Here is a 22,875-nt window from a genome sequence, read left to right on the forward strand (position 1 = left end):
GTTAAAGGAGACAGGGAATAGACGCCCGTTGCTCCTTTAACGACCGTTTGAGCGTTACCCGAGTTCCTTGTTCAGTTCTTCAGAACGCTTGCGGGCGGCTTCCATGGCGGCGCTGACGATGTCGCGCAGGTGGGCCCCTTCAAACGTGAAGATCGCGCGCTCGGTGGTGCCGTTCGGTGAGGTCACACGACGACGCAGTTCGGCTGGGCCAACGTCGGCCTCAATGGCCATTTTGCCAGCACCAAAGGCGGTTTGCAGTGCCAGTGAGGTGGCGGTTTCTTCGCTCAGGCCCATGCTTTTGGCGCTGTTGATCATGGCTTCCATCAGCAGGAAATAATAGGCCGGGCCACTGCCAGACAGTGCTGTGACGATGTCCAGTTCTGCTTCTTCCTTGACCCATACGGTGACGCCGGTGGCTTGCATCAGGCGATCGGCGGCGTTGCGTTGGTCAACGGTTACCGCGTCGTTGGCGAACAGACCATTGGCACCGGCACCGACCAGGGCCGGGGTGTTGGGCATGCAGCGCACAACGGATTGGCAGCCGGACCAGGCTTCGAGGTTTTCAATGCTGATGCCAGCCGCAATTGAAACCAGCAGCGGCTGACGGTTGGCCAGCGTGGCCTGCAGTGGTGCCAGCACCTCTTTCATCATTTGTGGCTTCACCGCCATGATGACGGTATCGGCGTTGGCAATGGCGTCGAGGTTGCTTGCAAAGGTCTGGATGCCGAAATCGGCTTCCAGCTTCTGGCGTTGCTGTTCACCCGGATCGCTGACCTGAACCATTTGCGCAGAAACGTCGCCCTGGCGCAGCAGGCCACCAATAATGGCAGTGGCCATGTTACCGCCGCCAATAAATGCGATTTGTGTCATGTGGGTGTCCTTAAACCGTTTATTTTCAAAGGGTGGTGCCCGTGCTGTTACGGGCGCCAAAAATGTCGGTGCCGATGCGCACCTGGGTGGCGCCTTCGGCAATGGCCAGCTCCAGATCGCCGGACATCCCCATCGACAGGGTGTCTACATGCGGGTGTTGCTGAGCCAGCTCATCAAATAATAGCTTCATCTGGCGGAATTGGCCGCGCAAATGCGATTCATCATCGGTTGCTTCGGGAATACACATCAAACCGCGCAGGGTAAGCCCCGGCAATTGTTCAATGACGCTGGCCAGAGCGGCGATGGCGCCGGGTTCAACGCCGGACTTTTGTGCCTCGCCGCTGATGTTGACCTGAATCAACACGTTCAGCGGGGCTTTGCCGGATGGTCGCTGCTCGCTCAGGCGGCGGGCAATTTTTTCCCGCTCAAGCGTTGCCAACCAGTCGAAATTCTCTGCCACCGCGCGGGTTTTGTTCGATTGTAATGGCCCGATAAAGTGCCACTGTATGTTAGCAAGGTCGGCCAGAGCAGGGATCTTTTCCATCGCGTCCTGCAGGTAATTTTCACCAAATTGGCGCTGCCCCTGTTGGTAACATTCCTCCACCATGCTGGCCGGTTTGGTTTTGCTGACAGCCAGCAGTTCAACCTCGGCGGGATCACGCTGGCTCTGTTGGCAGGCCTGCTTAATGCGTTGCTGGACCTGCTGGTAGTGTTCGGCAAGTGTAGACATTCAATACGCTTTGTTTAGGATGAGTCGGCTCTGGCGGCGGTTGCAGGCCAGAGAATGTATCGGGCTTACGGGAATCTTATAAAACCGTGAGCCAGTCTGCATCTGTCTCATCTAGTCTTTCTATATTCACGCCGTTGGAGGAATTCAGGCAATGGACATTACCGAACTGCTCGCATTCAGCGCCAAACAGGGTGCTTCTGACTTGCACCTGTCAGCAGGCTTGCCGCCGATGATCCGCGTCGATGGTGATGTTCGCCGTATCAACGTGCCTGCGCTGGGTCATAAGGAAGTACATTCATTGGTGTATGACATCATGAATGACAAGCAGCGTAAGGATTACGAGGAATTCCTCGAGACCGACTTCTCGTTTGAAGTGCCGGGTGTGGCCCGTTTCCGTGTCAACGCTTTTAACCAGAACCGCGGCCCGGGCGCGGTGTTCCGTACCATTCCGTCCAAGGTATTGACCATGGACCAGCTGGGTATGGGGGAAGTGTTCAAGGAGCTGGCGTCGTTGCCTAGGGGCATCTGTTTGGTGACAGGCCCGACCGGTTCCGGTAAGTCGACCACGCTGGCGGCCATGATCGACTACATCAACGAGAACAAGCACGACCACATTCTGACCATTGAAGACCCGATCGAATTTGTTCACGAGCCGAAAAAATCGCTGATCAACCAGCGTGAAGTTCACCGTGACACCCTCGGCTTTAACGAAGCCCTGCGCTCCGCCCTGCGTGAAGACCCGGATGTGATTCTGGTGGGTGAGATGCGAGACCTGGAAACCATTCGTCTGGCACTGACCGCGGCAGAAACCGGCCACATGGTGTTCGGCACCCTGCACACCACCTCAGCGGCCAAAACCATTGACCGTATCGTCGACGTTTTCCCGGCCGAAGAGAAAGGCATGGTGCGTTCGATGCTGTCGGAATCCCTGCAAGGAGTTATTTCCCAGTCGCTGTTGAAGCGCATTGGTGGCGGTCGTGTGGCGGCTCACGAAATCATGATTGGTACCCCGGCGATTCGTAACCTGATTCGTGAAGACAAGGTGGCGCAAATGTACTCGGCCATCCAGACCGGCGCCGCTTACGGCATGGTGACCATGGATCAGTCGTTGAAAGGACTGGTGCAGCGCGGCCTGGTGTCGAAAGAATCGGCCCGTGAAAAATCGAAGAACCCGGATCAGTTCTGATTCATTGTTAGCGCCGTAATCCGGCCAGAGGATACGATCCATGTCGATGGACAAGTTTTTACGCCTGATGGTGGAAAAAGGGGCATCCGACCTGTTTATTACCGCAGGCGTAGCGCCCTCGATGAAAGTACACGGCCAGCTGCTGCCGCTTAGCAAAACCCCGCTGGCGGCCGAGCAAACCCGTGACATTGTACTGGGCCTGATGAATAACCATCAGCAGGACGAGTTTGAGCGTTACAAAGAGCTTAACTTTGCCATCAACGCCCGTGGCATTGGCCGTTTCCGGGCCAGTGCTTTCTATCAGCGTAACGTCTGCGGCATGGTCTTGCGTCGCATCGAAACCCGCATTCCATCGGTCGATTCGCTGGGACTGCCGGATGTGATCAAGGATCTGGCGATGGCCAAGCGTGGCCTGATTCTGTTTGTGGGGGCAACGGGCACCGGTAAGTCGACCTCGCTGGCCAGTATGATTGGCCACCGTAACCACAACAGCAAGGGCCATATCCTCAGCATTGAGGACCCGATTGAATACATTCACCAGCATGATCAGTGCATCATTACCCAGCGGGAAGTGGGCCTGGATACCGAAAGCTTTGATGTGGCGTTGAAAAACGCTCTGCGTCAGGCGCCGGACGTGATCATGATTGGTGAGGTGCGTTCGCCGGACATCATGGAGAAGGCCATTACCTTCGCCGAAACCGGCCATTTGTGTCTGGCCACCCTGCACGCCAACAACGCCAACCAGGCATTGGAGCGGGTGCTGCACTTCTTCCCGCCGGAGCGTCACAGCCAGATCTGGATGGATTTGTCACTCAACCTGCGGGCTATTGTTGCCCAGCAGCTGGTGCCGACCCCGGATGGCAAGGGCCGTCGGGCGGTGATTGAGGTGCTGCTGAATACCCCGTTGGCGTCGGACATGATCCGTAAGGGCAATGTGCATGAGCTCAAGGCGTTGATGAAAAAATCGACTGAATTGGGCATGCAGACCTTCGATCAGGCCTTGTACCACCTGTACGAACAGGGCGAGATTACCTACGAGGATGCGTTGGCCTACGCCGACTCACCAAACGATTTGCGTTTGATGATCAAGCTGGCATCGGAAGCTGATGCCGACCATCTGGTTGGCACCGCCAAAGGTTTCAAACTGGAAGGCGACTACTGAGCGTCCGCGTGTTGTGACGGTCGGCCAACAGCAAAACGCCCCGCATTGCGGGGCGTTTTGTATTTACACCAGCTGCTGACAGGCGCGGCAGAACTCCACCCCGGTGACCCAGGAATTGGCGAACAGGCCATTGAACACCACCCGACCATGATCGTTACCGGCGGCTCCGGTGACCACCATCAGCGGCAGCAAGTGCTCTGCACGAGGGTGTGCAATACGGGCGTTCGGTGCACAAATCCAGTCACCCAGTTTGCGTTGTCGGCACTCCGGTTTCAGCGCCACGACTTCTTTCAACCACTCGTCAAAGGGTTTGCTGATATCGGGCGTATCGTGCTGGCGTAGCCGTTTGAGGTTGTGGAACGACATGCCACTACCAATGATCAGCACGCCTTCGTCACGCAGCGGCTGCAAGGCTTTACCCAGTTCGATGTGTTTGGCAGCATCGAGATTGCGCATCAGCGACAGCTGCAATACCGGAATTTGGGCGTCGGGAAACATCAGTTTGAGCGGCACAAAGGTGCCGTGGTCGTAGCCTCGCTGGTCGTCGGCGTCGGTGGCAAAGCCAGCCTTGTGCAGCAGCTCTGCTACTCGGGGGGCCAGTTCCGGACAGCCCGGTGCAGGCCATTGAATGTGATAGGCCGCTTCGGGAAAGTTGTAGTAGTCGTACAACATATCGGGCTGTTCGGCCGTACCCAGTGTCGCCACCGGGGCTTCCCAATGAGCACTGATCACCAGCAAGGCTTTGGGCTGGCGCGGCAGTGTCTTGGGGTATTGCTCCAGAAACTGCTTCAGATGTTGCATTTCCTGTTCGCCAAAACGACTTCCCAGATCAACGAATGGCCAGGGGCCTCCGCCGTGGGGGATGAAAATCGTCGGCATGGGTGCCGAGGACATAAGCTGACTCCTGCGGGACGAGGGATACGGACGGTCGCTCTCAGCCGCCGAGCCACTGCTCTGACGCTTAAATGGTCGGTTGGGTCCGTTGTTCGCCCTGAAATGGGTTAGGGACCCTCTGAATAACTCGGTGTCCGCTCTGGATGACAGGGCGAAGCTGAATCACGAAGCTGATTTGCAGGCCTGACGGGTCAAGTCAAAAATCAGCGACACAGAGTCAGCAATGCCCTGCCATCCCCGCAGGGCGCGGCCTGCAACCCGCCAGAACGGCATTGGCGAATTTGGAAAGGACCAGCCATTCCGCTGCATTCGCCGCCTTGTTCTGACAACCTGCAGGACTCGCGCAGAGCTGTGCAGAGTTATTCAGAGGGTCCTTTGCCCAAATCTTACTAGAGCCAGCGCCGGACGATACGTCGGTAGTTGGTGAAGTCTGTTCCAAATAGCTGCTGCAATGCGCGCTCTTCCGGCAAAATCTGGAAGTGATTAATTAAGAGGACAAACAGCCACGGTGGCAGCAGCGCGGCCCAGTGGCCAAGGAAGCAGCCCCAGGCCAGCAGATTCAGCAGCATGCCGAGGTACATGGGATTGCGGCTGAAACGGTACATTCCACCGGTGACCAGAGTACTGGCTCGCTCAGGGGCCAGTGGGTTAAAGGTGGTTTTGCGTTTGAAGAAGTCGACCAATGCCAGCAAATCGAGGGTTAATCCACAGCCTGCCAGCACGGCGATCATGAGCCATTGCAGGGCGCTGATGTCGGTGAGCGCCGGTATATGACCTGCCAGTTGCCACATCAGGACGGCGGTGGCGAGCCCGACTATGGGTGGGGGAATGCGGTTTTCCAGAGATGTCAGCATGGAACGGGACTCCGTCGATTCTGAGTACAGCGGTTATTCCCAGCGTTCAAGGGCGGCGCTGTCGCTGTCGCGGGCGTCGACCCAGCGTTCTTCGCGGAGTTCGCCGTTGGTATCAAGAATACGTTCTTTTTTCCAGAACGGTGCGCGGCTTTTGAGGTAGTCCATGATGTATTCGGCCGCTTCAAAGGCGTTGCCTCGGTGGGGGCTGGATACCCCAACAAAGACGATTTGCTCTTCAATGTTCATTGGGCCAACCCGGTGCACCACGCTGACGCGGCCCAGCTGCCATCGGCTGCGGGCATCGTCGACAATGCCTTGCAGGGCTTTTTCGGTCATGCCGGGGTAGTGTTCCAGTTCCAGCAGTGATACCTGATCGCCCTGGTTGCGGTCGCGCACACGGCCAACAAAAAACACCACGGCACCGTCGGCGGCGTTGTCGCAGCACAGGCGCTGGTATTCTTCATCAACGCTGAAGTCGGCCGTTTGCACCTGAATACGGTCTTGCCAGTTATCCACAGTCATGTTGACGTCGTCCGGAAAATTATCACCGAAGTTATCCCCCGGTCATCGGTGGAAATAACGCCACTTCGTCGCGCTCGCTGACGCTAGCCTGTTCGTCATTGGTGAGGTTCTGGTTGATCGCTACCAGTGCCTTGCCCTCTGCCAGCAGTGCACGGTGCTGCGGAAATTGCTGGCACAAGGCGGCTCGAACGTCTCTGACCCTGGCTGGGGATGGGATTTCCAGATTCACGGTTCCGGTGCCCAGTTCATCGCGCAGGCGGGCAAATAGCAGCACCTGAATCATGCGCCTGCTCCTTCGCTTTGAGCTTTATCTGAGCCTTCAGTTGCTTGCCAGTGGCCGGTTTTGCCGCCGACTTTTTCCAACACCCGAATGCCGTCCAGCACCATGGAAGGGTCTACCGCCTTGCACATGTCGAACAGAGTCAGCGCGGCGACCGAACAGGCGGTCAGGGCTTCCATCTCGACGCCGGTCTGGCCGGTGAGCTTGCAGTAGCTTTCGATACGAATGCGGTTGTGCTCGGGCTCGGCGTCAAACTCCACTGCTACCTTGCTGAGCATCAACGGATGGCACAGCGGAATCAGGTTGCTGGTTTGCTTGGCTGCCTGAATACCGGCAATACGAGCGACGGCAAAGACGTCGCCCTTGTGGTGGTTGCCTTCGATGATCTTGTTGAGCGTGTCGGCCGACATGCGCACAAAGCCTTCGGCACGGGCTTCGCGCACGGTGGCTTGTTTGGCGCTGACGTCGACCATATTGGCTTCGCCGGCGCTGTTAACGTGGGAGAAGCCCTGGGTGGATTGATCTGTCATTGTCTAAACCTGTCTGGCGTTAGCCGGGCTCAGCCGCGGCTGTCGCACAGTTGTTGGGCGGTGTTCTTCAGGCGCAGCACGAAGTTGCATGGCTTGAAACGGCTGTCCAGCTGGCTGGAAATGATGTCGTCCCAGGCGGTACGGCAAGCGCCGGTGGAGCCCGGTACACAGAAGATCAGCGTGCTGTTGGCCAAACCGGCAACCGCACGGCTCTGAATGGTGGAGGTGCCGATCTGCTGGTAGGAAATCTGGCGGAACAGTTCACCAAAGCCATCGATGGTCTGGTCGAACAGAGGTACCAGTGCGTCTGGTGTGGTATCGCGTTCGGTGAAGCCGGTGCCACCGGTGGTGATGATCACCTGGGTGCTGTCGTCGGCAATCCACTGGGACACCTGGGCGCGCAGCTGGTACTTGTCGTCCTTGATGATTTTCTTGTCGGCCAACTTGTGGCCGGCTTCGGTCAGACGTTCAACCAGCGCCTGACCACTGGTGTCGTTGTCTTCGGTGCGGGTATCCGAAACGGTCAGGATGGCGATGTTCAGGGGTACAAACTGGTCGGTGAATGTCTTGGACATGGTGATTCCTTAATTTCCCTGCCGGGATTGAACGGCGTTCCATTCATCCCGGGTGTTGGTATTGGTGAGCTTGCTGGCGTCGGCCGGTTGCAACGACAACGGCTGGCACAGCGAGAGCAGGCCGCGAATGGAGCGGCGGATTTTGGGTTCCGACTCCGGCGCATTAAGGGTCTGCTCGAGGTAGTCGGTGATGTTGGTGTCCGATTCCGAACGGCTAACCAGCGGCAAATACAGCGGTAAATAATCCTGCAGGAAGTAGCACGCCTGGCCGGACTGTACGCCGGTATTCAGCAGTTGGCTGACGGTGGCTTTGTCGAGCAGCGGCAGGTCGACCGGAATGATGAGTACGGCATCGGCTTTGAGCTGAGTGTGCTGCTGTGCCTGTTGCTGATCGTGCTGAAGGGCGCTGTGTATGCCCGCCAACGGCCCCAGATGGCTGTCGCTGCTGGCGTCGTTGACGGTCAGTGCTGCCAGTGCCGGGTCCAATGGTGGATGACTTGGATGACGACTTATCCACAAGCGTGCCAGCGGCAGTTGCTGCAACAGCGCCACCTGTTGGGCCAACAGGGTTGAATGTGGGCTGTTGGTATGGGCTGGCAAACTGGCCTTGTCTTGCCCCATGCGGCGGGATTCCCCGCCAGCTAATAAGATGCCTACAACCGTCGTGTCCTGACTGCTCATGGCTAGCCCCCCAGCATGGCGAAGTGGCGGGTTGCGCCGGTATCGCCGTCGTGAAGGTAGTGGGTTTCGGTTTTCATGCCCAGCAACGAGAGCAGCGCCTGATCCAGCTGGCTGCCGTCATTCTGTGACTGCAGCAACGGCCTGAGGTCATGGCCCTGATCGCCAAACAGGCAGAGGTGCAATTTGCCCATCGAGCTGATGCGCAGTCGGTTGCAGCTGCTGCAAAAATCCTTGCTGTAGGGGGCAATCAGACCGATGCGGCCAGCGTATTGCGGGTGTTCAAATTCCTGCGCCGGACCATCGTGTAACCCGCGAGCTTTTTCGCTCCAGCCGCTGTCGATCAGCTGCTGGCGGATGGCTTCGGCACGGACGTGGTTTTCTGAGAAGAACACCGGTTGATCGCCGGTTTGCATCAATTCAATAAAGCGCACCGCGACCGGTTTGTGTTTCACCCAGTCGAGAAATTCACCCAGTTCGTTTTGCTGGAAGCCTTTCAACAACACGGCGTTCACCTTGACCTTCAGCCCCAGCTCCAGTGCCCGGTCGAGCCCTGCCAGAATGCGATCCAGATGCTTGTAGCCGGTGATGTCTTCGAAGCGTTGGGCATCAAGGCTGTCGATGCTGAGGTTGACCTGCTGCAAACCGGCCGCCGCCCAGTCATCGACCAGTGCCGCCAGCTTGTAGCCGTTGGTGGTGATGGCGACCTGTTCAATACCGGGGGTGTTGGCCGCAACGCGAATCACATCGGTGACGTCGCGGCGCACACTGGGTTCGCCGCCGGTGATGCGGATTTTACGTGTGCCCAGCCGGGCAAACGAACCAATCACCTGTTCGATTTCGGCCAGTTGCAATGGCTCCGGCCCAGCGGTTTTCTGATAACCGTCGGGCAGGCAGTAATTACAGCGGAAATTGCACACATCGGTGATCGACAGGCGCAAGTAACTGAACCGGCGACCGTGGCGGTCGCGCAGTGCAGGTTCAAAATGAGTCATGTCACACCTTTCCAAATGCGGGAGGCACTGCGGTTTCCCGCAGAACCCTGGTGGCCGGGATGCATTGGCATCCTCAGACTGGCAAACCAGTCTGTGCCACGGCTGAGTGTTCATAACCTGTTGGTCGCAAGAAAGACCCGTTTCTTACGCAGGCGTTAGAGCAAACAGCTCGGCGTTAATTTGAAGTCAGTGTACGTAGCTGGCTGGCGTTGAACAATGGCTGAACAGTGAGTTAATTGAAATCAAGCAGTGATTGTCGTGATGAGGCAGGTGAATAAATCGTTGATGTTGGGAGTCGGGAGTCGGGAGTCGGGAGTCGGGAGTGAGTGGGCCGCGTAGGCTCGGGAGTCGATTAAGAGGTAGTGGTGCGCATTGCGCACCCTACATGCTGTTGCCAGACGCCAGACGCCAGACGCCAGACGCCAGACGCCAGACGCCAGACGCCAGATCCGAGTGCGGCCCAACCAGACGCCAGACGGGAAGATTAATCGACTTTCACAATCTTCATGGTGTTGGTGCCACCCTGAGCGTTCAGGTGGTCGCCACGGGTAATCACAACGTAGTCACCGGATTTCACGTGGCCAGCTTCCTTGAGGAATTCAACCGCCTTGACATTGATGGTGATTGGCTCCAGCTGGTCGGCGTAGAACGGCACGGTTTGTACGCCGCGGTACAGTGCCACGCGGGACTGGGTGTCTTCACGGCGGCAGTAGGCGAAGATCGGCAGGTGAGAGCGCAGACGGGACATCAGGCGCGGCGTCGCACCGGTTTCGGTCAGGGCGATGATGGCAGTCACACCTTGCAGGTGGTTGGCTGCGTACATGGCCGACAGAGCGATGGTTTCATCGATCTCGTGCATGTCTTCGTACAGACGGTGCTTGGAGCGTTTTACCATCGGGTGGGCTTCGGCACCTTCAATAATACGCACCATGGCGGCCACGGCTTCCACCGGGTAGTCGCCCGCAGCGGTTTCGGCTGACAGCATCACTGCGTCGGTGTAGTCGAACACGGCGTTGGCGACGTCGGATACTTCCGCACGGGTCGGCATTGGGCTATCGATCATGGACTCCATCATCTGGGTCGCAGTGATCACCGGCTTGTTGAGCTGACGGGAGCGAGCGATGATTTTCTTCTGCACACCAACCAGTTCGGCATCGCCAATTTCAACCGCCAGATCGCCACGGGCCACCATGACAGCGTCGGAGGCACTGATGATGTCGTCCAGCGCTTCCGGGCTGGCAACACATTCGGCGCGTTCAATCTTGGACACCAGGTGAGCGTGACCACCGGCAGCTTTCAGCAGTTCGCGGGCCTCTTCCATGTCGCGGCCATCGCGCGGGAAAGAGACCGCCAGGTAATCAACCAGCAGCTCGGCCGCCAGTTTGATGTCTTCCTTGTCCTTGTCGGTCAGCGCCTTGGCAGACAGACCACCGCCGAGGCGGTTGATGCCTTTGTTGTTCGACAACCAGCCGCCTACTTCAACCGTGGTTACCAGCTTTTGCGGGTGGGTCTCGGTGACTTTCAGCACGACGCGGCCGTCGTCCAGCAACAGCACGTCGCCGACGCTGGCGTCTTCAATCAAGGCCTTGTAGTCGATGCCCACAACTTCCTTGTTGCCTGCGTCGCGGTCGAGGGTGGCGTCCAGTACAAAGCTCTGGCCACGGTCGAGGAAGGCTTTTTGTTCAGCAAAGCGGGAAATACGGATTTTCGGGCCTTGCAGGTCACCCAGAATGGCCACGTGTTTGCCCAGCTTCTTGGCAGCGCGGCGGACGGATGCCGCACGGTCGCGGTGGTCGTCGGCGTCGCCGTGAGAGAAGTTGAGTCGGAAAACGTTGGCACCCGCGTCGATCAGTTGTTCGATTTTTTCGTCGGTGTTGGTAGCCGGGCCCAGTGTGGCCACGATTTTGGTGCGTCTCAGCATGTCAGGTCTCCTGATCGAGCGGATTGTCGATGTGCTTTCTTGATCTTTTGGATCATCCATTATCCACGAAGTTTGTCGGGGAATCTTTTCAAGCATGTAACAAATGCCCTGATTCTGAGGCCATAACGGAAAATTTGTTCTATGGCTGATTAACTTCTGTGCAGTGGCGATGGTTTTTTCATCAAAGGGCCGCCTGGCGCTATCAGTCGTCCTGTCAGTAGCCCTATTAGTGCACTGGCTTAGTGCGGCATTTCGGGTCGGTGCATCAGTGCGTTCCCTGAGATGAAGCAGCAGCGTGGAATCTGAGCCACGATCCTTGCGTTTACCCATAGGCCATAGCCGACAAAGGGTCGTGATTTGTGTGGCTGTGTGGCGGTTTCGGAGTGCCAAAGCGGCCACTTTTCGGTTGTTGTCGCTGAACTTCAGGTTGGCACCGTGAATGCAGTATTCCTCTCGCGAATATTTTTGTCCGGTCAGTATGGTTTGGGGGCAGGCCAGATCGGGGAACTGGAACGCATTGACTATCAATGAAAAGAGAGGGGAACTCCCATGACTCCAGAAGAGCTCGAAGCCTTTAAGGCGGCATTTGAGATGCACCAGGCGATGAACATCGAGGTGTTCTACTGGTGGTGTACTGCCATCATGTTCATGATTCACGCAGGCTTCCTGGCCTACGAGATCGGTGCCTCACGGGTGAAAAACGCCCTGGCCTCCGGTATGAAAAACATCCTGACCCTGTCGGTGGTAATTCCGACCTTTTACTTCTTTGGCTGGTGGATCTACAACGCCTTCCCGAACGGCTTTGTGCCAATTGATGCATCAGGTGCGCTGCCTTGGACGGCCTCCATGGGTCCGGACGCAACCGATCTGGGTACCGGTATCTTCTGGGCAGCGTTCGCCATGTTCGGTGCGACCACTGGCTCCATTATGTCTGGTGCCGTGATCGAGCGTATTCGCCTCAGTGCTTACCTGATCCTGACCGTGCTGGTGGGCTCTGTGGTATGGATTCTGGCCGGTGCCTGGGGCTGGCACCCTGACGGTTGGTTGCTGCTGGATCTGGGCTACCACGATCTGGGTGCGTCTGGTGTGGTGCACGCGATTGCCGGTTTCTTCTCGCTGGGTGTGCTGATCAATCTGGGGCCTCGTGTCGGCAAGTTTGTTGATGGCAAAGCGATGGCCATTATTCCGCACAACCTGCCGATGGCGCTGATTGGCCTGATGATGATCATTGTTGGTTTCTTCGGCTTCCTGGGTGGCTGCATCATCTTCAACGGCGGCGACACTGGCTGGACCACCATTTACGGCAACCCAACCAACCTGTCCGCGTTTGCCTTCAACACCCTGATGGGCTTTGCCGGTGGTGTGATTGGCGCTTACCTGTCTTCTCGTGAACCGTTCATGACCATGTCTGGTGGTCTGGCTGGCATCATCACTGTGGCGGCTGGCCTTGACCTGTACTACCCGGGCCTGACGTTCATTCTGGCGATCTTTGGCGGCATCACCATGCCAATGGTTGGCAAGCTGGTTGAAAAAGCCGGTATCGATGACGCAGTAGGCGCAGTTGCGGTACACGGCTGGTGTGGCTTCCTGGGTGTGGTACTGGTGGGCGTATTCGCTTCCGGTTACCCGAACGTACCAGAAGGCGCTCCGGACATTTCTTTCGGTGGCCAGCTGATGGGTGCGGTGATCATGTGTGTACTGGGCTTTATTCCTGGCTATGCGGCGTCACTGCTGCTGAAGAAGCTGGACATGCTGCGAGTACCACCGAAGGTTGAAATTGCCGGTCTGGACCTGGTTGAGATCCCGGCCGTGCCATACGGCGAGCGTGTACCTGCACGTGACATCGTTGAAGGCACAAACCCAACCGAAGCCCAGCTGCCAGGCAATGGCGCGCTGAGTAACTGATACCCCATCGTTCACTAACACGGGTGGCGTTGGGTCGCCGCCCTGACGAATGCAAACAGAGGACAGTCTTATGGATTCTGCACCAATTGATAGCTGGGAAGGCGTTGCCGCTTATTTCACCTTTGCCGACAGTCCAGGCATGGTGGCCTTTCTGTGCGGCCTGGCGTTTGTGGCCTTTCTGGGCTTTATGTACGCCATCATCAAGCACGAAAACGACGCCTTTGACGGTCACCGCGACTGATCATTGAGTCTTGTCAGGGCCGGGCTGGCTGTCGTCAGCTGCGGCCCTTTCTGGTTTGAAAGCTCTGCTTGAACAGAGACACGCAAGGAAATTGATATGAACAAATTGCAATTGGTACTGAAGCGCACGCTGTTTTATCCAACCTTTCTGATGTTATCCAGTGGGCTGTTTTTGATGGATGTTCGGGGATTGGGGGCGATTGGCGCAGCAGCTGCCGCTGCACTGGCGATTCATGCGGCTGTGAACGGATACGAGATCTGGAAGCAAAAGCAGGCGCCTCGGGGTTAACGCTCAACCCCGGGCGGATTACCGTCGGATTTAGTCCGGTCTGGTTCAGGAGCGCTCGATGGCTTCCAGGCGTTGTTCCAACGCTTGCAGCTTCAGCTCTGTGGCGGCGAGTGTGTGCTGTAAACGATCGTATTCATCCCGCGTGACCCATTCAGAGTCACCCAACCAGCTGGTTAAATGTTGTGCAAGATTTTTGTGCATGCCAGATGGCAGCTGAGCTCCCGGTGCTTTGGCCAGTAACTCTTCGATTTTCATACGAATTTCTGCGCTGTTCATAAAGGGCTCCCCTTTCTTTCAAATATACCCGCACTGGTTTTGGGCTTTCAAAAAAGAAAGCACCAACATCGAACAGGGTGCTTTCAGTAACTGCTCAAAAATAGTGCTCATTACTTTCTGTCTGCACAAAAAATGTGCTGAGCAACTATGCTTTTCCTTCGGATGGTAGCAAAAAACCGCTTTGAGGCCTGTGAACTCAATGCTTTTCGGACTTGGCACGGTCGCTGCTAAGAACCTCATCACATAACTATAAGTGTGCACAGAAAGGTAAATAGCCTTCGCAAGCACCGAAAAAAGTAATGATGAACTACTTACGTTTACCGATGAAGGAAATACCAATGAAAAAGCTGTCTCAAGTAATTGCTCTGGCTGGCGCCATGACTGCAGGTCTGGCTGCGGTACACACTGCCCAGGCAGAAGTGTCTGCTTCCGTTGACGTTGCAAGCTCCTACCTGTGGCGTGGTCAGAACCTGAGCGCAGGTTCTGCTGTTGTTGCTGGTTCCCTGGATTACAGTCACGAGTCTGGCCTGTACCTGGGTGCATGGACTTCTTCCGGTGACTCCGAGCTGGGTACCGAGACTGACTTCTACGTAGGTTTTGCCGGTGAAGCCGGTGACCTGGGCTACGACCTGGGCTACGTAACCTACATCTACACCGAAACTGCCGATGATGAATTTGATGATGCGGCTGAATTCTACCTGGGTCTGTCTTACGACATCGCTGGCCTGACTCTGTACAAGAACAGCGACTTCGACGTAGACGGCCTGTACGGCGTTGTGGACGTTGCGATTCCTGATACTGCCTTCTCTGTGGCTCTGGGTTCCAACTTCGACACCGGCGCAGACTACACCCACATTGATGTGAGCTACGCCTACAACGACCAGATTTCTTTCACGGCTTCCAAGATCATCGACGAAGAAGTTGATGACTCCATGGATAAATCCACTCGTTACGTTGTGTCTTACAGCCTGCCTATCGAGATGTAAAACGCATACAATGGTCGGTGCCTCCGCACAGGCCATTATTCATCCCTTAGAGAAACAAGGAGTTTTCATATGAAACTCATCACTGCAGTAGTCAAGCCATTCAAGCTGGACGACGTACGTGAAGCGCTGTCTGAGATCGGCGTTCAGGGTATTACCGTGACTGAAGTTAAAGGCTTCGGTCGTCAGAAAGGCCACACCGAACTGTACCGCGGTGCAGAGTACGTGGTGGATTTTCTGCCAAAAGTAAAAATTGAAGTAGCGGTTGCCGACGACCTGTCCGAACAGGTTATCGAAGCCATCACCAAAGCAGCCAACACTGGCAAGATCGGCGACGGCAAAATCTTCGTCACTGCGCTGGAACAGGTTGTACGCATCCGTACCGGTGAAACCGGCGCTGACGCACTGTAATTAAACGGCCTAAACAGCCAACAAAAAAATTCAATCAAGCCTGATGCGGGGGGCTTAGAATGGAAAACCAAGTATTTGAACTTCAGTACGCCATGGATACCTTTTATTTCCTGGTGTGTGGCGCACTGGTAATGTGGATGGCGGCAGGTTTCGCCATGCTGGAAGCGGGCCTGGTTCGCTCCAAGAACACCACTGAAATTCTGACCAAAAACGTAGCGCTGTTCGCGATCGCTTGTACCATGTACCTGATCTGCGGCTACGAAATCATGTACGGCGGCGGCTACTTCCTGTCCGGCACCGACAACGTATCTTCCATGACCGATGCTGCTATCGCTGAGGTTCTGGCCGGTCAGGCTGACTTCCGTAACGGTGTTGAAGATGCTTCTCTGCCTTACTCTGGCGCTTCTGACTTCTTCTTCCAGGTTGTCTTCGTTGCAACTGCCATGTCCATCGTATCCGGTGCAGTTGCCGAGCGTATGAAGCTGTGGGCTTTCCTGGCTTTCGCGGTAGTGATGACTGGTTTCATCTACCCAATGGAAGGCGCCTGGACCTGGGGTGGTGCTTCTGTATTCGGCATGTACGAACTGAGCTACTCCGACTACGCCGGTTCCGGTATCGTTCACATGGCTGGTGCTGCTGCTGCTCTGGCGGGTGTTATCCTGCTGGGTGCTCGTAAGGGCAAATACGGCGCGAACGGCGAAATCCGTGCGATTCCAGGTGCAAACCTGCCACTGGCTACCCTGGGTACTTTCATCCTGTGGATGGGCTGGTTCGGTTTCAACGGTGGTTCTACCCTGCAGCTGTCTGGCGTAGGCGTTGCCAACGAAGTTGCTTCTGTATTTGTTAACACCAACGCTGCTGCGGCAGGTGGTCTGATCGGCGCTCTGCTGCTGGCCTTCATCCTGTTCCGTAAGGCGGACCTGACCATGTGTCTGAACGGCGCGCTGGCTGGTCTGGTTGCGATCACTGCAGAACCTGCTGATCCAACACCTTTCCTGGCGACCATTATCGGCTTCATCGGTGGTGTGATCGTTGTGGTATCCATCCTGACTCTGGACAAGATGAAAATCGACGATCCAGTGGGTGCGATCTCTGTACACGGTGTTGTTGGTCTGTGGGGTATCTTCGCGGTACTGCTGTCCGACTCCGACGCAACCTTCGGCGGCCAGCTGGTTGGCGCTCTGACTATCTTCGTATGGGTATTCGTAGCTTCCCTGATCACCTGGGGCATCATCAAGGCGGTTATGGGTCTGCGTGTTAGCGAAGAAGCAGAATACGAAGGTGTGGATATCTCCGAATGTGGTATGGAAGCTTACCCAGAGTTCACTGGTAAGTGATCACTGAGTAACTCCTGAGAGATTCCATCTCTGCTTGAAAACCCGGCTTCGGCCGGGTTTTTGCGTTTATGGCGTCGGGAGTCGGGCGTCTGAGGTCTGAGGTCGGGAGTGAGCGGGGAGTCGGGAGTAACGTCCAACTGACCGTTCAAAAGGACAACTCGGGCCGTTTGCCATTGCGTCGATTGCCTGCTGCTGTTCGGCGTGCCAGATTTAGACAAACGTTTGATTACTAGCCGACAGCCGGAGCACCGGTCAGGAGCGACCATGAACAATAACAACGCGTTGACCATGCAGGACTGGTTCGACCTTTACGCGGTCAGTCACCGTAATCCCACCAACAAGGCCATTCATTGGCTCTGTGTGCCCTTGATCTACTGGATTGTGGTTGGGCTACTGGCGTCCCTGCCGTTCCCTGATGCAGGACGTCAGTGGGGGCTGAACTGGGCGGTGTTGGCGGCGGTGCCTGCCATGATGTTCTACTGGCGTTTGTCCGCCCCGATTGCGGCGGTGATGTTGTTGGTGACCGGCGTGTGCCTGTTGGCGCATGAATGGCTAAGCCGTCAGTTGGCGGCGGTGTGGTGGTTTTACATCGGTCTGTTTGTGGTGTTGTGGATTTTGCAGTTTGTCGGCCACCACATTGAAGGCAAGCGTCCGTCTTTTTTGAAGGATGTGCAGTTTCTGCTGATCGGCCCGGCCTGGTTAATCGGCCATATCTTCCGCCGATTTGGGGTTCGTTATTAAGTTATTTCTCGGTAAACGTGAACCATAAAAAAGCCCGCAATTGCGGGCTTTAAAGGTGTTGGCCTGTGTTAACTGCTTACAGGTCGTCGAAGTCGTAGTAGTTGTCCAGATCCTTTTCCAGACGTTTACGCTCCAGATGCGCCTCAATGGCGCGGCGGGCGACCAGCTTCGGAGACATATGGCTCTCCTTGTTGACCACCACATTGCCATCCGTGTCGATCGAAACCACTTCTTCGTGCGTATCCAGTTTTACAGCAGCGTCCATAGCCCAGCTCCTTGTTATAGTTAGGAATACTGTGTCTATTTTGCCGGTTTATGGTTGCACTGACATGACATAAATGGCGTGTCATGTCACATTTTGGGATTTCGTCCTGATTGGCCACTTTTTGTTCGACGAGCTTTGTGCTGGCCTGTTTGGCGTGTTGGCAGCCCGCTGTCTGCCGTTTTCATTACCGCATTCCGCTCATGGCTGTTCGATATTCGGCAGCGTGTGTTCTTCGTGCTGATCCAGTCGCAACGACTTGATGCTGCGTTTGATGTTGCCCAAATGACGGGCAAATTCCGGCCCACGTTGTTGGGTTACCGCGACCGCCAGCATGTCGATGATCATCAGGTGCGCAATGCGCGAGGTCATTGGCGTGAACTGATCGGTGTCTTCCTCGATATTGATATGAATCGGCAGGTCTGCGGCTTGACTGACCGGCGTATTGGCCGGTGCCAGACTGATGATTTTGGCACCGTGCTGCTGGGCCAGGGCAATGGAATTCAGCAGATCCTTGGTGCGGCCACTCTGGGAGATGGCAACGGCGACGTCGTTGGGCCCAAGAGTCACCGCCGACATCGCCTGCATGTGCGGATCACTGTAGGCGGCGGTGGCAACGTTAAGACGGAAAAACTTGTGCTGGGCATCGGTGGCAACCGCGCCAGAGGCGCCATAGCCATAAAACTCGACCCGGGTTGCCAGACTGATGACCTTGGCCGCCTCGCCGACCTGTTCCGCCACCAGTTGGGATTTGACCTGGTGCAACCGCTGGATGGTGGTATCGGCAATCTTGCTGCACAGCTCATCGATGCTGTCGTTGTCGCCGATGGCAAACTGACCGATGTTGTTGCTGATGGCCACTTCCTGGGCAATGCGAACCTTGAACTCCTGAAAGCTGTTACAGCCAATGGCGCGGCAGAATCGCACGATGGTGGGTTCGCTGACATGAGCCTCCTGGGCCAGATCAACAATGCGCATGTGCACAACCTGTTGCGGCGACTTGAGGACGAACTCGGCAACCTTGACTTCGGACTTGCGGAGATCGGGAATGGATCTGGAAATCTGAGCCAGAATAGGGCTGTTTGTCACGATAATGGGTCTGCATTCTTGAAATTATGGAAAAGATTATACGCCGCTCGGCGGGCTTTCGTCGCCATACTTCTAGGTGCTGTACAAAAAAACAGGTACATTGTGATTATCGACCCTGAAAAGCAGCCATCTGATACACTCGCCGCATGGATATTTCATTACTCGTAGACCAATTGAACGACGCCCAGCGCAACGCCGTGGCGGCCAACTCACCCCATCAGCTGGTGCTTGCGGGGGCCGGTTCGGGCAAGACCCGGGTGCTGGTGCATCGCATCGCCTGGCTGTTGCAGGTAGAGCAGGTGTCGCCGTTTGCTGTGATGGCGGTGACCTTCACCAACAAGGCTGCCCGCGAGATGAAAGGGCGTCTGGAGCAATTGCTGGAAGTGCCTGCCAACGGCATGTGGGTAGGGACCTTTCACGGTCTGGCGCATCGACTGTTGAAGCATCACTGGCGCGAAGCCAAGCTGCCGCAGTATTTCCAGATTCTCGATAGCGATGACCAGCTGCGGCTGGTGAAGCGTTTGATGAAAGCCAATAACGTCGACGAGAGCCGTTATCCGCCGAAGCAGTTGCAGTGGTTTATCAACGAGCAAAAAGACGAAGGTCGCCGGGCCGCTCATGTACTGCCGTCGGCCGACCCGTTTGCCCGCACCCTGCGGGATTTCTACTTCATCTACGAAGAACACTGTCAGCAAAACGGCATGGTCGATTTTGGCGAAATCCTGCTGCGAGCCCACGAACTGTGGCTGCAGAATCCCGACCTGTTGCAGCACTACCAGCAGCGCTTCAGCCACATTCTGGTGGACGAGTTTCAGGACACCAACAACATCCAGTACGCCTGGATTCGTAACCTCGCAGGCCAGTCGGTATCCGTCATGGCGGTGGGCGACGATGACCAGTCCATCTACGGCTGGCGGGGCGCCAATATTGGCAATATCCGCAACTTCCAGTCCGATTTCCCCGGTGCCGAGCTGATCAAGCTGGAACAGAATTACCGCTCAACGGCCAACATTCTGGCGGCAGCCAACGCCGTGATTCAGAACAACAGCGGCCGTTTGGGCAAAAACCTGATCACCGATGGTGAAGATGGCTCGCCGTTGCGTTTGTACCGTGCTTTTAACGAACAGGACGAAGCCCGCTACATCGCCGATCTGGTGGAAGACTGGACCCGACAGGGTCGTCAGCGCACCGAAATGGCCATCCTGTATCGTTCCAATGCCCAGTCCCGCACCCTTGAAGAAGCCATGCTGCGAGCGGGTATTCCGTACCGTATTTACGGCGGTCAGCGATTCTACGAACGGCTTGAAATCAAGAACGCCATTGCCTACCTGCGGTTGCTGATGAACCGCGACGATGATGCCGCCATGGAACGCGTGATCAACGTGCCGTCGCGGGCGATTGGCGAGAAAACCCTCGACGTCCTGCGTTCGGTAGCGCGGGATCAGGGTTGTTCGTTGTGGCAAGCCTGCTCCATGGTGGTCCAGCAGGGCGCTTTGCCCAAACGCGCCAGTACCGCGGTGGACGGCTTTATGGAACTGGTTGATGAGCTGAGCGTTGGCATTGAAGAGCTGGAGCTGCACGAGATCGTCGACAACGTGATCCAGCAATCCGGTCTGATCGCTCACCATCAGAAAGAAAAAGGCGAGAAAGGTCAGGCCCGTATCGAGAACCTCGAAGAGCTGGTCAACGCGGCCAAGCTGTTTGAGGGCGAAGACGAAGAGGTGCCACAGCTGGCGCAATTCCTCGACAGTGCAGCACTGGATGCAGGCGAAGGCCAGGCCGAAGAATACGACGATGCGGTGCAGATGATGACCCTGCACTCAGCCAAGGGTCTGGAATTTCCACAGGTTGTGCTGGCGGGCATGGAAGAAGGCCTGTTCCCGCACAAAATGTCGATGGATGACGGTGATGGCCTCGAAGAAGAGCGCCGTCTGGCCTACGTTGGCATCACCCGGGCGATGGAGCAGTTGGTGATGACCCATGCCGAAAGCCGTCGTCTGCACGGTCAGGAGAACTTCAGTACGCCGTCGCGCTTTATTCGCGAAGTGCCGTCCGAGCTGATCGAGGAAGTACGACTGAAAAACAGCGTCACCCGGCCGGTCACGGCCCGTGACAGTCAGCCCCGTCGAGCCATGTTCACCAAGGGCGCAGACCTGCCCTTCGGGCTGGGTCAGCGGGTTTTTCATGAGATGTTCGGCGAAGGCACCGTGTTGCAGTTTGAAGGCCAGGGGCCAGGGCTGCGCGTGCAGGTGAATTTTGACGATGCCGGCAGCAAATGGCTGGTGGTCAGCTTTGCCAAACTGACGGTGCTGTAACACCTGCAGCAGACTGACAAGGGACCCAGGAATACCGACGCCTGTGCCGGCGTCGGTTTATTTCGCCTTGGGTACCCGGCGAATGCGGCCGGTGTCGTCGATGGCAACGTACACAAACACAGCATCAACCACCTTGCGACGCTCATCTTCATTCGGATTCTGGGTCCAGACTTCAATGGCAATGCGAATGGACGATGAGCCGATATCCAACAGGCGAGTGTAAAAACACACGGCTGCACCGACCCGAATGGGCGACATAAACACCACGGATTCGAGTGCCACGTTGGCAATGCGACCCTTGGCCACTCTGGCCGCAACGGTTTCGGCAGCGTGATCCATCTGTGCCACCACCCAGCCACCGCTGATATCGCCATGCACATTGGTATCACCCCGGGTCGGGATCAGCCGCAGAGCCAGTTCGCCACTGGGAGACGGCACAGAGTCGTCCTTTGATACTGGTTTCATCGCCACACTCATTATTTGAAATTATTAGTGAGCAGTGTACTGCTTTTCGGTTCATCGCTACACCTGCTGACAGGGCTGTCTGCGCCTGCGAGTGAAAAAATCGAAAATTCTTCACGATTCCGTCTAGCCTGTAACTTTAATGTCACAAAACAGTAACAGTATGGCGGCGGTCAGATTTGCAGAGCAGCCTTTGCAAAACAGGTGGTCTACCTGTGGTTGAGTGCAGGTCGTAATGTCGCAACGAAGGAAACATCATGAAACGTACTATCGCAGCCGGTGCTCTGTTGCTGGCAACTGCTTTCAGCTCCTCTGCTTTTGCAGAGCGTAACTACATCAGCGTCGTCGGTTCTTCTACCGTTTACCCATTCTCCACTGTTGTGGCCGAGCGCTTTGGTAAGTCTACTGACTTCAAAACCCCAAAAGTTGAATCCACTGGATCCGGCGGCGGTCTGAAGCTGTTCTGTTCCGGTGTGGGTGATGCGACTCCTGATATCACCAACGCTTCCCGTCAGATCAAGCAGTCTGAAATCGAGCTGTGTGCCAAAAACGGCGTAAAAGACATCGTTGAAGTAACCATCGGTTTCGACGGCATTGTGTTCGCTCACTCCAGCAAGGTTGATAACGTTGAACTGACCCGTAAGGACATCTTCCTGGCGCTGGCCAAGAACGTTCCTGCGACTGACGGTTCCGACACCCTGATCGAAAACCCGTACAAGACCTGGAAAGACGTGAACCCGGCGCTGCCAAACACCCCAATCAAGGTTCTGGGTCCACCACCAACGTCCGGTACCCGTGATGCCTTCGTTGAACTGGCGATGGAAGGTGGCTGTAAGCAGTTCCCGTTCATCAAGGACATGAAGAAGTCCGACAAGAACAAGTACAAGGCCGTATGTCACGGTCTGCGTGAAGACGGCGCCTACGTTGAAGCTGGCGAAAACGACAACCTGATCGTTCAGAAGCTGGACGCCAGCCCTGAGTCCTTCGGTATCTTCGGTTACAGCTTCCTGGAGCAGAACGAAGACAAGGTTCAAGGTGCCATCGTTGACGGTGTGAAGCCAACTTTCGACAACATTGCTGAAGGTTCTTACCCAATCAGCCGTTCCCTGTTCTTCTACGTCAAGAAGGCTCACATCGGCGTGATTCCTGGCATTCAGGAGTACCTGGCCGAATTCACTTCCCCTCGCGCAATGGGCGAAGACGGTTATCTTGCTGACAAAGGCATGATTCCTATGCTTGAATCCGCCCGCAAGGAAGTAGAAGCAAACGTTAAGGCTCTGAAGACCCTGTAAGTTTGTTGCTACCATCAGCCCGGCCTGCCGGGTTGATGGACTACCTCCGATATAAATCCGGCTTAAGCCGGTAATT

General features: G+C 56.2%; 26 protein-coding genes and 1 riboswitch. Of the genes, 11 read left to right on the top strand and 15 right to left on the bottom strand.

Annotation, left to right across the window (positions count from 1 at the left end):
• Window positions 1–54: 54 nt before the first annotated feature.
• Both proC and G516_RS0102065 read right to left on the bottom strand, forming a co-directional pair.
• Complete coding sequence (gene proC / locus G516_RS0102060) at window positions 55–870, bottom strand: pyrroline-5-carboxylate reductase (RefSeq protein ID WP_028292252.1); 816 nt, start codon at window positions 868–870, stop codon at window positions 55–57.
• Between the two features lie 25 nt (window positions 871–895).
• A complete protein-coding gene (locus G516_RS0102065; protein ID WP_028292253.1) occupies window positions 896–1,600 on the bottom strand; it encodes a YggS family pyridoxal phosphate-dependent enzyme in 705 nt (234 codons plus the stop codon).
• Between the two features lie 151 nt (window positions 1,601–1,751).
• On the opposite strand from G516_RS0102065, the gene G516_RS0102070 reads away from it, so the two are divergent.
• Both G516_RS0102070 and G516_RS0102075 read left to right on the top strand, forming a co-directional pair.
• Window positions 1,752–2,786 carry a type IV pilus twitching motility protein PilT gene (locus G516_RS0102070; RefSeq protein WP_028292254.1) on the top strand — a complete coding sequence of 345 codons (1,035 nt, stop codon included), beginning with the start codon at window positions 1,752–1,754 and terminating at the stop codon, window positions 2,784–2,786.
• Between the two features lie 40 nt (window positions 2,787–2,826).
• A complete protein-coding gene (locus G516_RS0102075) occupies window positions 2,827–3,948 on the top strand; it encodes a PilT/PilU family type 4a pilus ATPase (RefSeq protein WP_028292255.1) in 1,122 nt (373 codons plus the stop codon).
• A 63-nt stretch (window positions 3,949–4,011) separates the two neighbouring features.
• On the opposite strand, the gene G516_RS0102080 is transcribed toward G516_RS0102075, so the two are convergent.
• From G516_RS0102080 to pyk, 9 genes are all read right to left on the bottom strand, one after another.
• Entirely contained in the window at window positions 4,012–4,842 is an 831-nt protein-coding gene (locus G516_RS0102080; RefSeq protein WP_028292256.1) for a DODA-type extradiol aromatic ring-opening family dioxygenase, read from the bottom strand.
• Between the two features lie 389 nt (window positions 4,843–5,231).
• Window positions 5,232–5,696: a methyltransferase family protein gene (locus G516_RS0102090; RefSeq protein WP_036533824.1), complete on the bottom strand. Its 465-nt coding sequence runs from the start codon at window positions 5,694–5,696 to the stop codon at window positions 5,232–5,234.
• A gap of 33 nt (window positions 5,697–5,729) precedes the next feature.
• The gene (moaE, locus tag G516_RS0102095) at window positions 5,730–6,218 is read right to left on the bottom strand and encodes a molybdopterin synthase catalytic subunit MoaE (protein WP_028292258.1); all 489 of its coding nucleotides are present in this window, start codon (window positions 6,216–6,218) and stop codon (window positions 5,730–5,732) included.
• A gap of 31 nt (window positions 6,219–6,249) precedes the next feature.
• Window positions 6,250–6,501 carry a MoaD/ThiS family protein gene (locus tag G516_RS0102100; protein ID WP_028292259.1) on the bottom strand — a complete coding sequence of 84 codons (252 nt, stop codon included), beginning with the start codon at window positions 6,499–6,501 and terminating at the stop codon, window positions 6,250–6,252.
• Window positions 6,498–7,028, bottom strand: a complete 531-nt coding sequence (moaC, locus tag G516_RS0102105; protein WP_028292260.1) for a cyclic pyranopterin monophosphate synthase MoaC — start codon at window positions 7,026–7,028, stop codon at window positions 6,498–6,500. The genes G516_RS0102100 and moaC overlap by 4 nt, the downstream gene beginning before the upstream one ends.
• 29 nt (window positions 7,029–7,057) lie before the next feature.
• Window positions 7,058–7,603: a molybdenum cofactor biosynthesis protein B gene (gene moaB / locus G516_RS0102110; RefSeq protein WP_028292261.1), complete on the bottom strand. Its 546-nt coding sequence runs from the start codon at window positions 7,601–7,603 to the stop codon at window positions 7,058–7,060.
• Between the two features lie 9 nt (window positions 7,604–7,612).
• The gene (locus tag G516_RS0102115) at window positions 7,613–8,284 is read right to left on the bottom strand and encodes an NTP transferase domain-containing protein (RefSeq protein ID WP_028292262.1); all 672 of its coding nucleotides are present in this window, start codon (window positions 8,282–8,284) and stop codon (window positions 7,613–7,615) included.
• Between the two features lie 2 nt (window positions 8,285–8,286).
• Window positions 8,287–9,276: a GTP 3',8-cyclase MoaA gene (moaA, locus tag G516_RS0102120; RefSeq protein ID WP_028292263.1), complete on the bottom strand. Its 990-nt coding sequence runs from the start codon at window positions 9,274–9,276 to the stop codon at window positions 8,287–8,289.
• Window positions 9,265–9,463, bottom strand: a riboswitch (molybdenum cofactor riboswitch). Its footprint overlaps the gene before it by 12 nt.
• A 297-nt stretch (window positions 9,464–9,760) precedes the next feature.
• The gene (gene pyk / locus G516_RS0102125) at window positions 9,761–11,197 is read right to left on the bottom strand and encodes a pyruvate kinase (RefSeq protein ID WP_028292264.1); all 1,437 of its coding nucleotides are present in this window, start codon (window positions 11,195–11,197) and stop codon (window positions 9,761–9,763) included.
• 549 nt (window positions 11,198–11,746) lie between these two features.
• On the opposite strand from pyk, the gene G516_RS20660 reads away from it, so the two are divergent.
• From G516_RS20660 to G516_RS0102140, 3 genes are all read left to right on the top strand, one after another.
• The gene (locus G516_RS20660; RefSeq protein ID WP_036533828.1) at window positions 11,747–13,102 is read left to right on the top strand and encodes an ammonium transporter; all 1,356 of its coding nucleotides are present in this window, start codon (window positions 11,747–11,749) and stop codon (window positions 13,100–13,102) included.
• Window positions 13,103–13,172: 70 nt separating this feature from the next.
• Window positions 13,173–13,343: a hypothetical protein gene (locus G516_RS24845; RefSeq protein ID WP_169449486.1), complete on the top strand. Its 171-nt coding sequence runs from the start codon at window positions 13,173–13,175 to the stop codon at window positions 13,341–13,343.
• A gap of 96 nt (window positions 13,344–13,439) precedes the next feature.
• Complete coding sequence (locus G516_RS0102140; protein ID WP_028292265.1) at window positions 13,440–13,631, top strand: hypothetical protein; 192 nt, start codon at window positions 13,440–13,442, stop codon at window positions 13,629–13,631.
• Between the two features lie 45 nt (window positions 13,632–13,676).
• Here G516_RS0102140 and G516_RS0102145 read toward each other — a convergent pair whose 3' ends face one another.
• Window positions 13,677–13,907: an accessory factor UbiK family protein gene (locus G516_RS0102145; protein ID WP_028292266.1), complete on the bottom strand. Its 231-nt coding sequence runs from the start codon at window positions 13,905–13,907 to the stop codon at window positions 13,677–13,679.
• Between the two features lie 338 nt (window positions 13,908–14,245).
• Here G516_RS0102145 and G516_RS0102150 point away from each other — a divergent pair, with 338 nt between their 5' ends.
• From G516_RS0102150 to G516_RS0102165, 4 genes are all read left to right on the top strand, one after another.
• A complete protein-coding gene (locus tag G516_RS0102150; protein ID WP_028292267.1) occupies window positions 14,246–14,893 on the top strand; it encodes a TorF family putative porin in 648 nt (215 codons plus the stop codon).
• A gap of 69 nt (window positions 14,894–14,962) precedes the next feature.
• Window positions 14,963–15,301: a P-II family nitrogen regulator gene (glnK, locus tag G516_RS0102155; protein WP_028292268.1), complete on the top strand. Its 339-nt coding sequence runs from the start codon at window positions 14,963–14,965 to the stop codon at window positions 15,299–15,301.
• A 59-nt stretch (window positions 15,302–15,360) separates the two neighbouring features.
• Window positions 15,361–16,638, top strand: coding sequence for an ammonium transporter (locus G516_RS0102160; protein ID WP_028292269.1), 1,278 nt, complete (start codon window positions 15,361–15,363; stop codon window positions 16,636–16,638).
• 264 nt (window positions 16,639–16,902) lie between these two features.
• Window positions 16,903–17,379: an Mpo1 family 2-hydroxy fatty acid dioxygenase gene (locus tag G516_RS0102165; protein WP_028292270.1), complete on the top strand. Its 477-nt coding sequence runs from the start codon at window positions 16,903–16,905 to the stop codon at window positions 17,377–17,379.
• A gap of 76 nt (window positions 17,380–17,455) precedes the next feature.
• Here G516_RS0102165 and G516_RS0102170 read toward each other — a convergent pair whose 3' ends face one another.
• Window positions 17,456–17,644, bottom strand: a complete 189-nt coding sequence (locus G516_RS0102170) for a PA3496 family putative envelope integrity protein (RefSeq protein WP_028292271.1) — start codon at window positions 17,642–17,644, stop codon at window positions 17,456–17,458.
• A gap of 198 nt (window positions 17,645–17,842) precedes the next feature.
• A complete protein-coding gene (locus G516_RS0102175; RefSeq protein ID WP_051218839.1) occupies window positions 17,843–18,730 on the bottom strand; it encodes a MurR/RpiR family transcriptional regulator in 888 nt (295 codons plus the stop codon).
• A 146-nt stretch (window positions 18,731–18,876) separates the two neighbouring features.
• Here G516_RS0102175 and uvrD point away from each other — a divergent pair, with 146 nt between their 5' ends.
• A complete protein-coding gene (uvrD, locus tag G516_RS0102180) occupies window positions 18,877–21,045 on the top strand; it encodes a DNA helicase II (protein ID WP_028292273.1) in 2,169 nt (722 codons plus the stop codon).
• A gap of 57 nt (window positions 21,046–21,102) precedes the next feature.
• Here uvrD and G516_RS0102185 read toward each other — a convergent pair whose 3' ends face one another.
• A complete protein-coding gene (locus G516_RS0102185; RefSeq protein ID WP_028292274.1) occupies window positions 21,103–21,510 on the bottom strand; it encodes an acyl-CoA thioesterase in 408 nt (135 codons plus the stop codon).
• Window positions 21,511–21,764: 254 nt separating this feature from the next.
• Here G516_RS0102185 and G516_RS0102190 point away from each other — a divergent pair, with 254 nt between their 5' ends.
• On the top strand, window positions 21,765–22,799 hold the full coding sequence (locus G516_RS0102190) for a PstS family phosphate ABC transporter substrate-binding protein (protein ID WP_028292275.1): 1,035 nt from the start codon (window positions 21,765–21,767) through the stop codon (window positions 22,797–22,799).
• Window positions 22,800–22,875: the final 76 nt, after the last annotated feature.

It is taken from the genome of Oceanobacter kriegii DSM 6294 (genome assembly GCF_000422845.1).
GTDB lineage: Bacteria > Pseudomonadota > Gammaproteobacteria > Pseudomonadales > Oceanobacteraceae > Oceanobacter > Oceanobacter kriegii.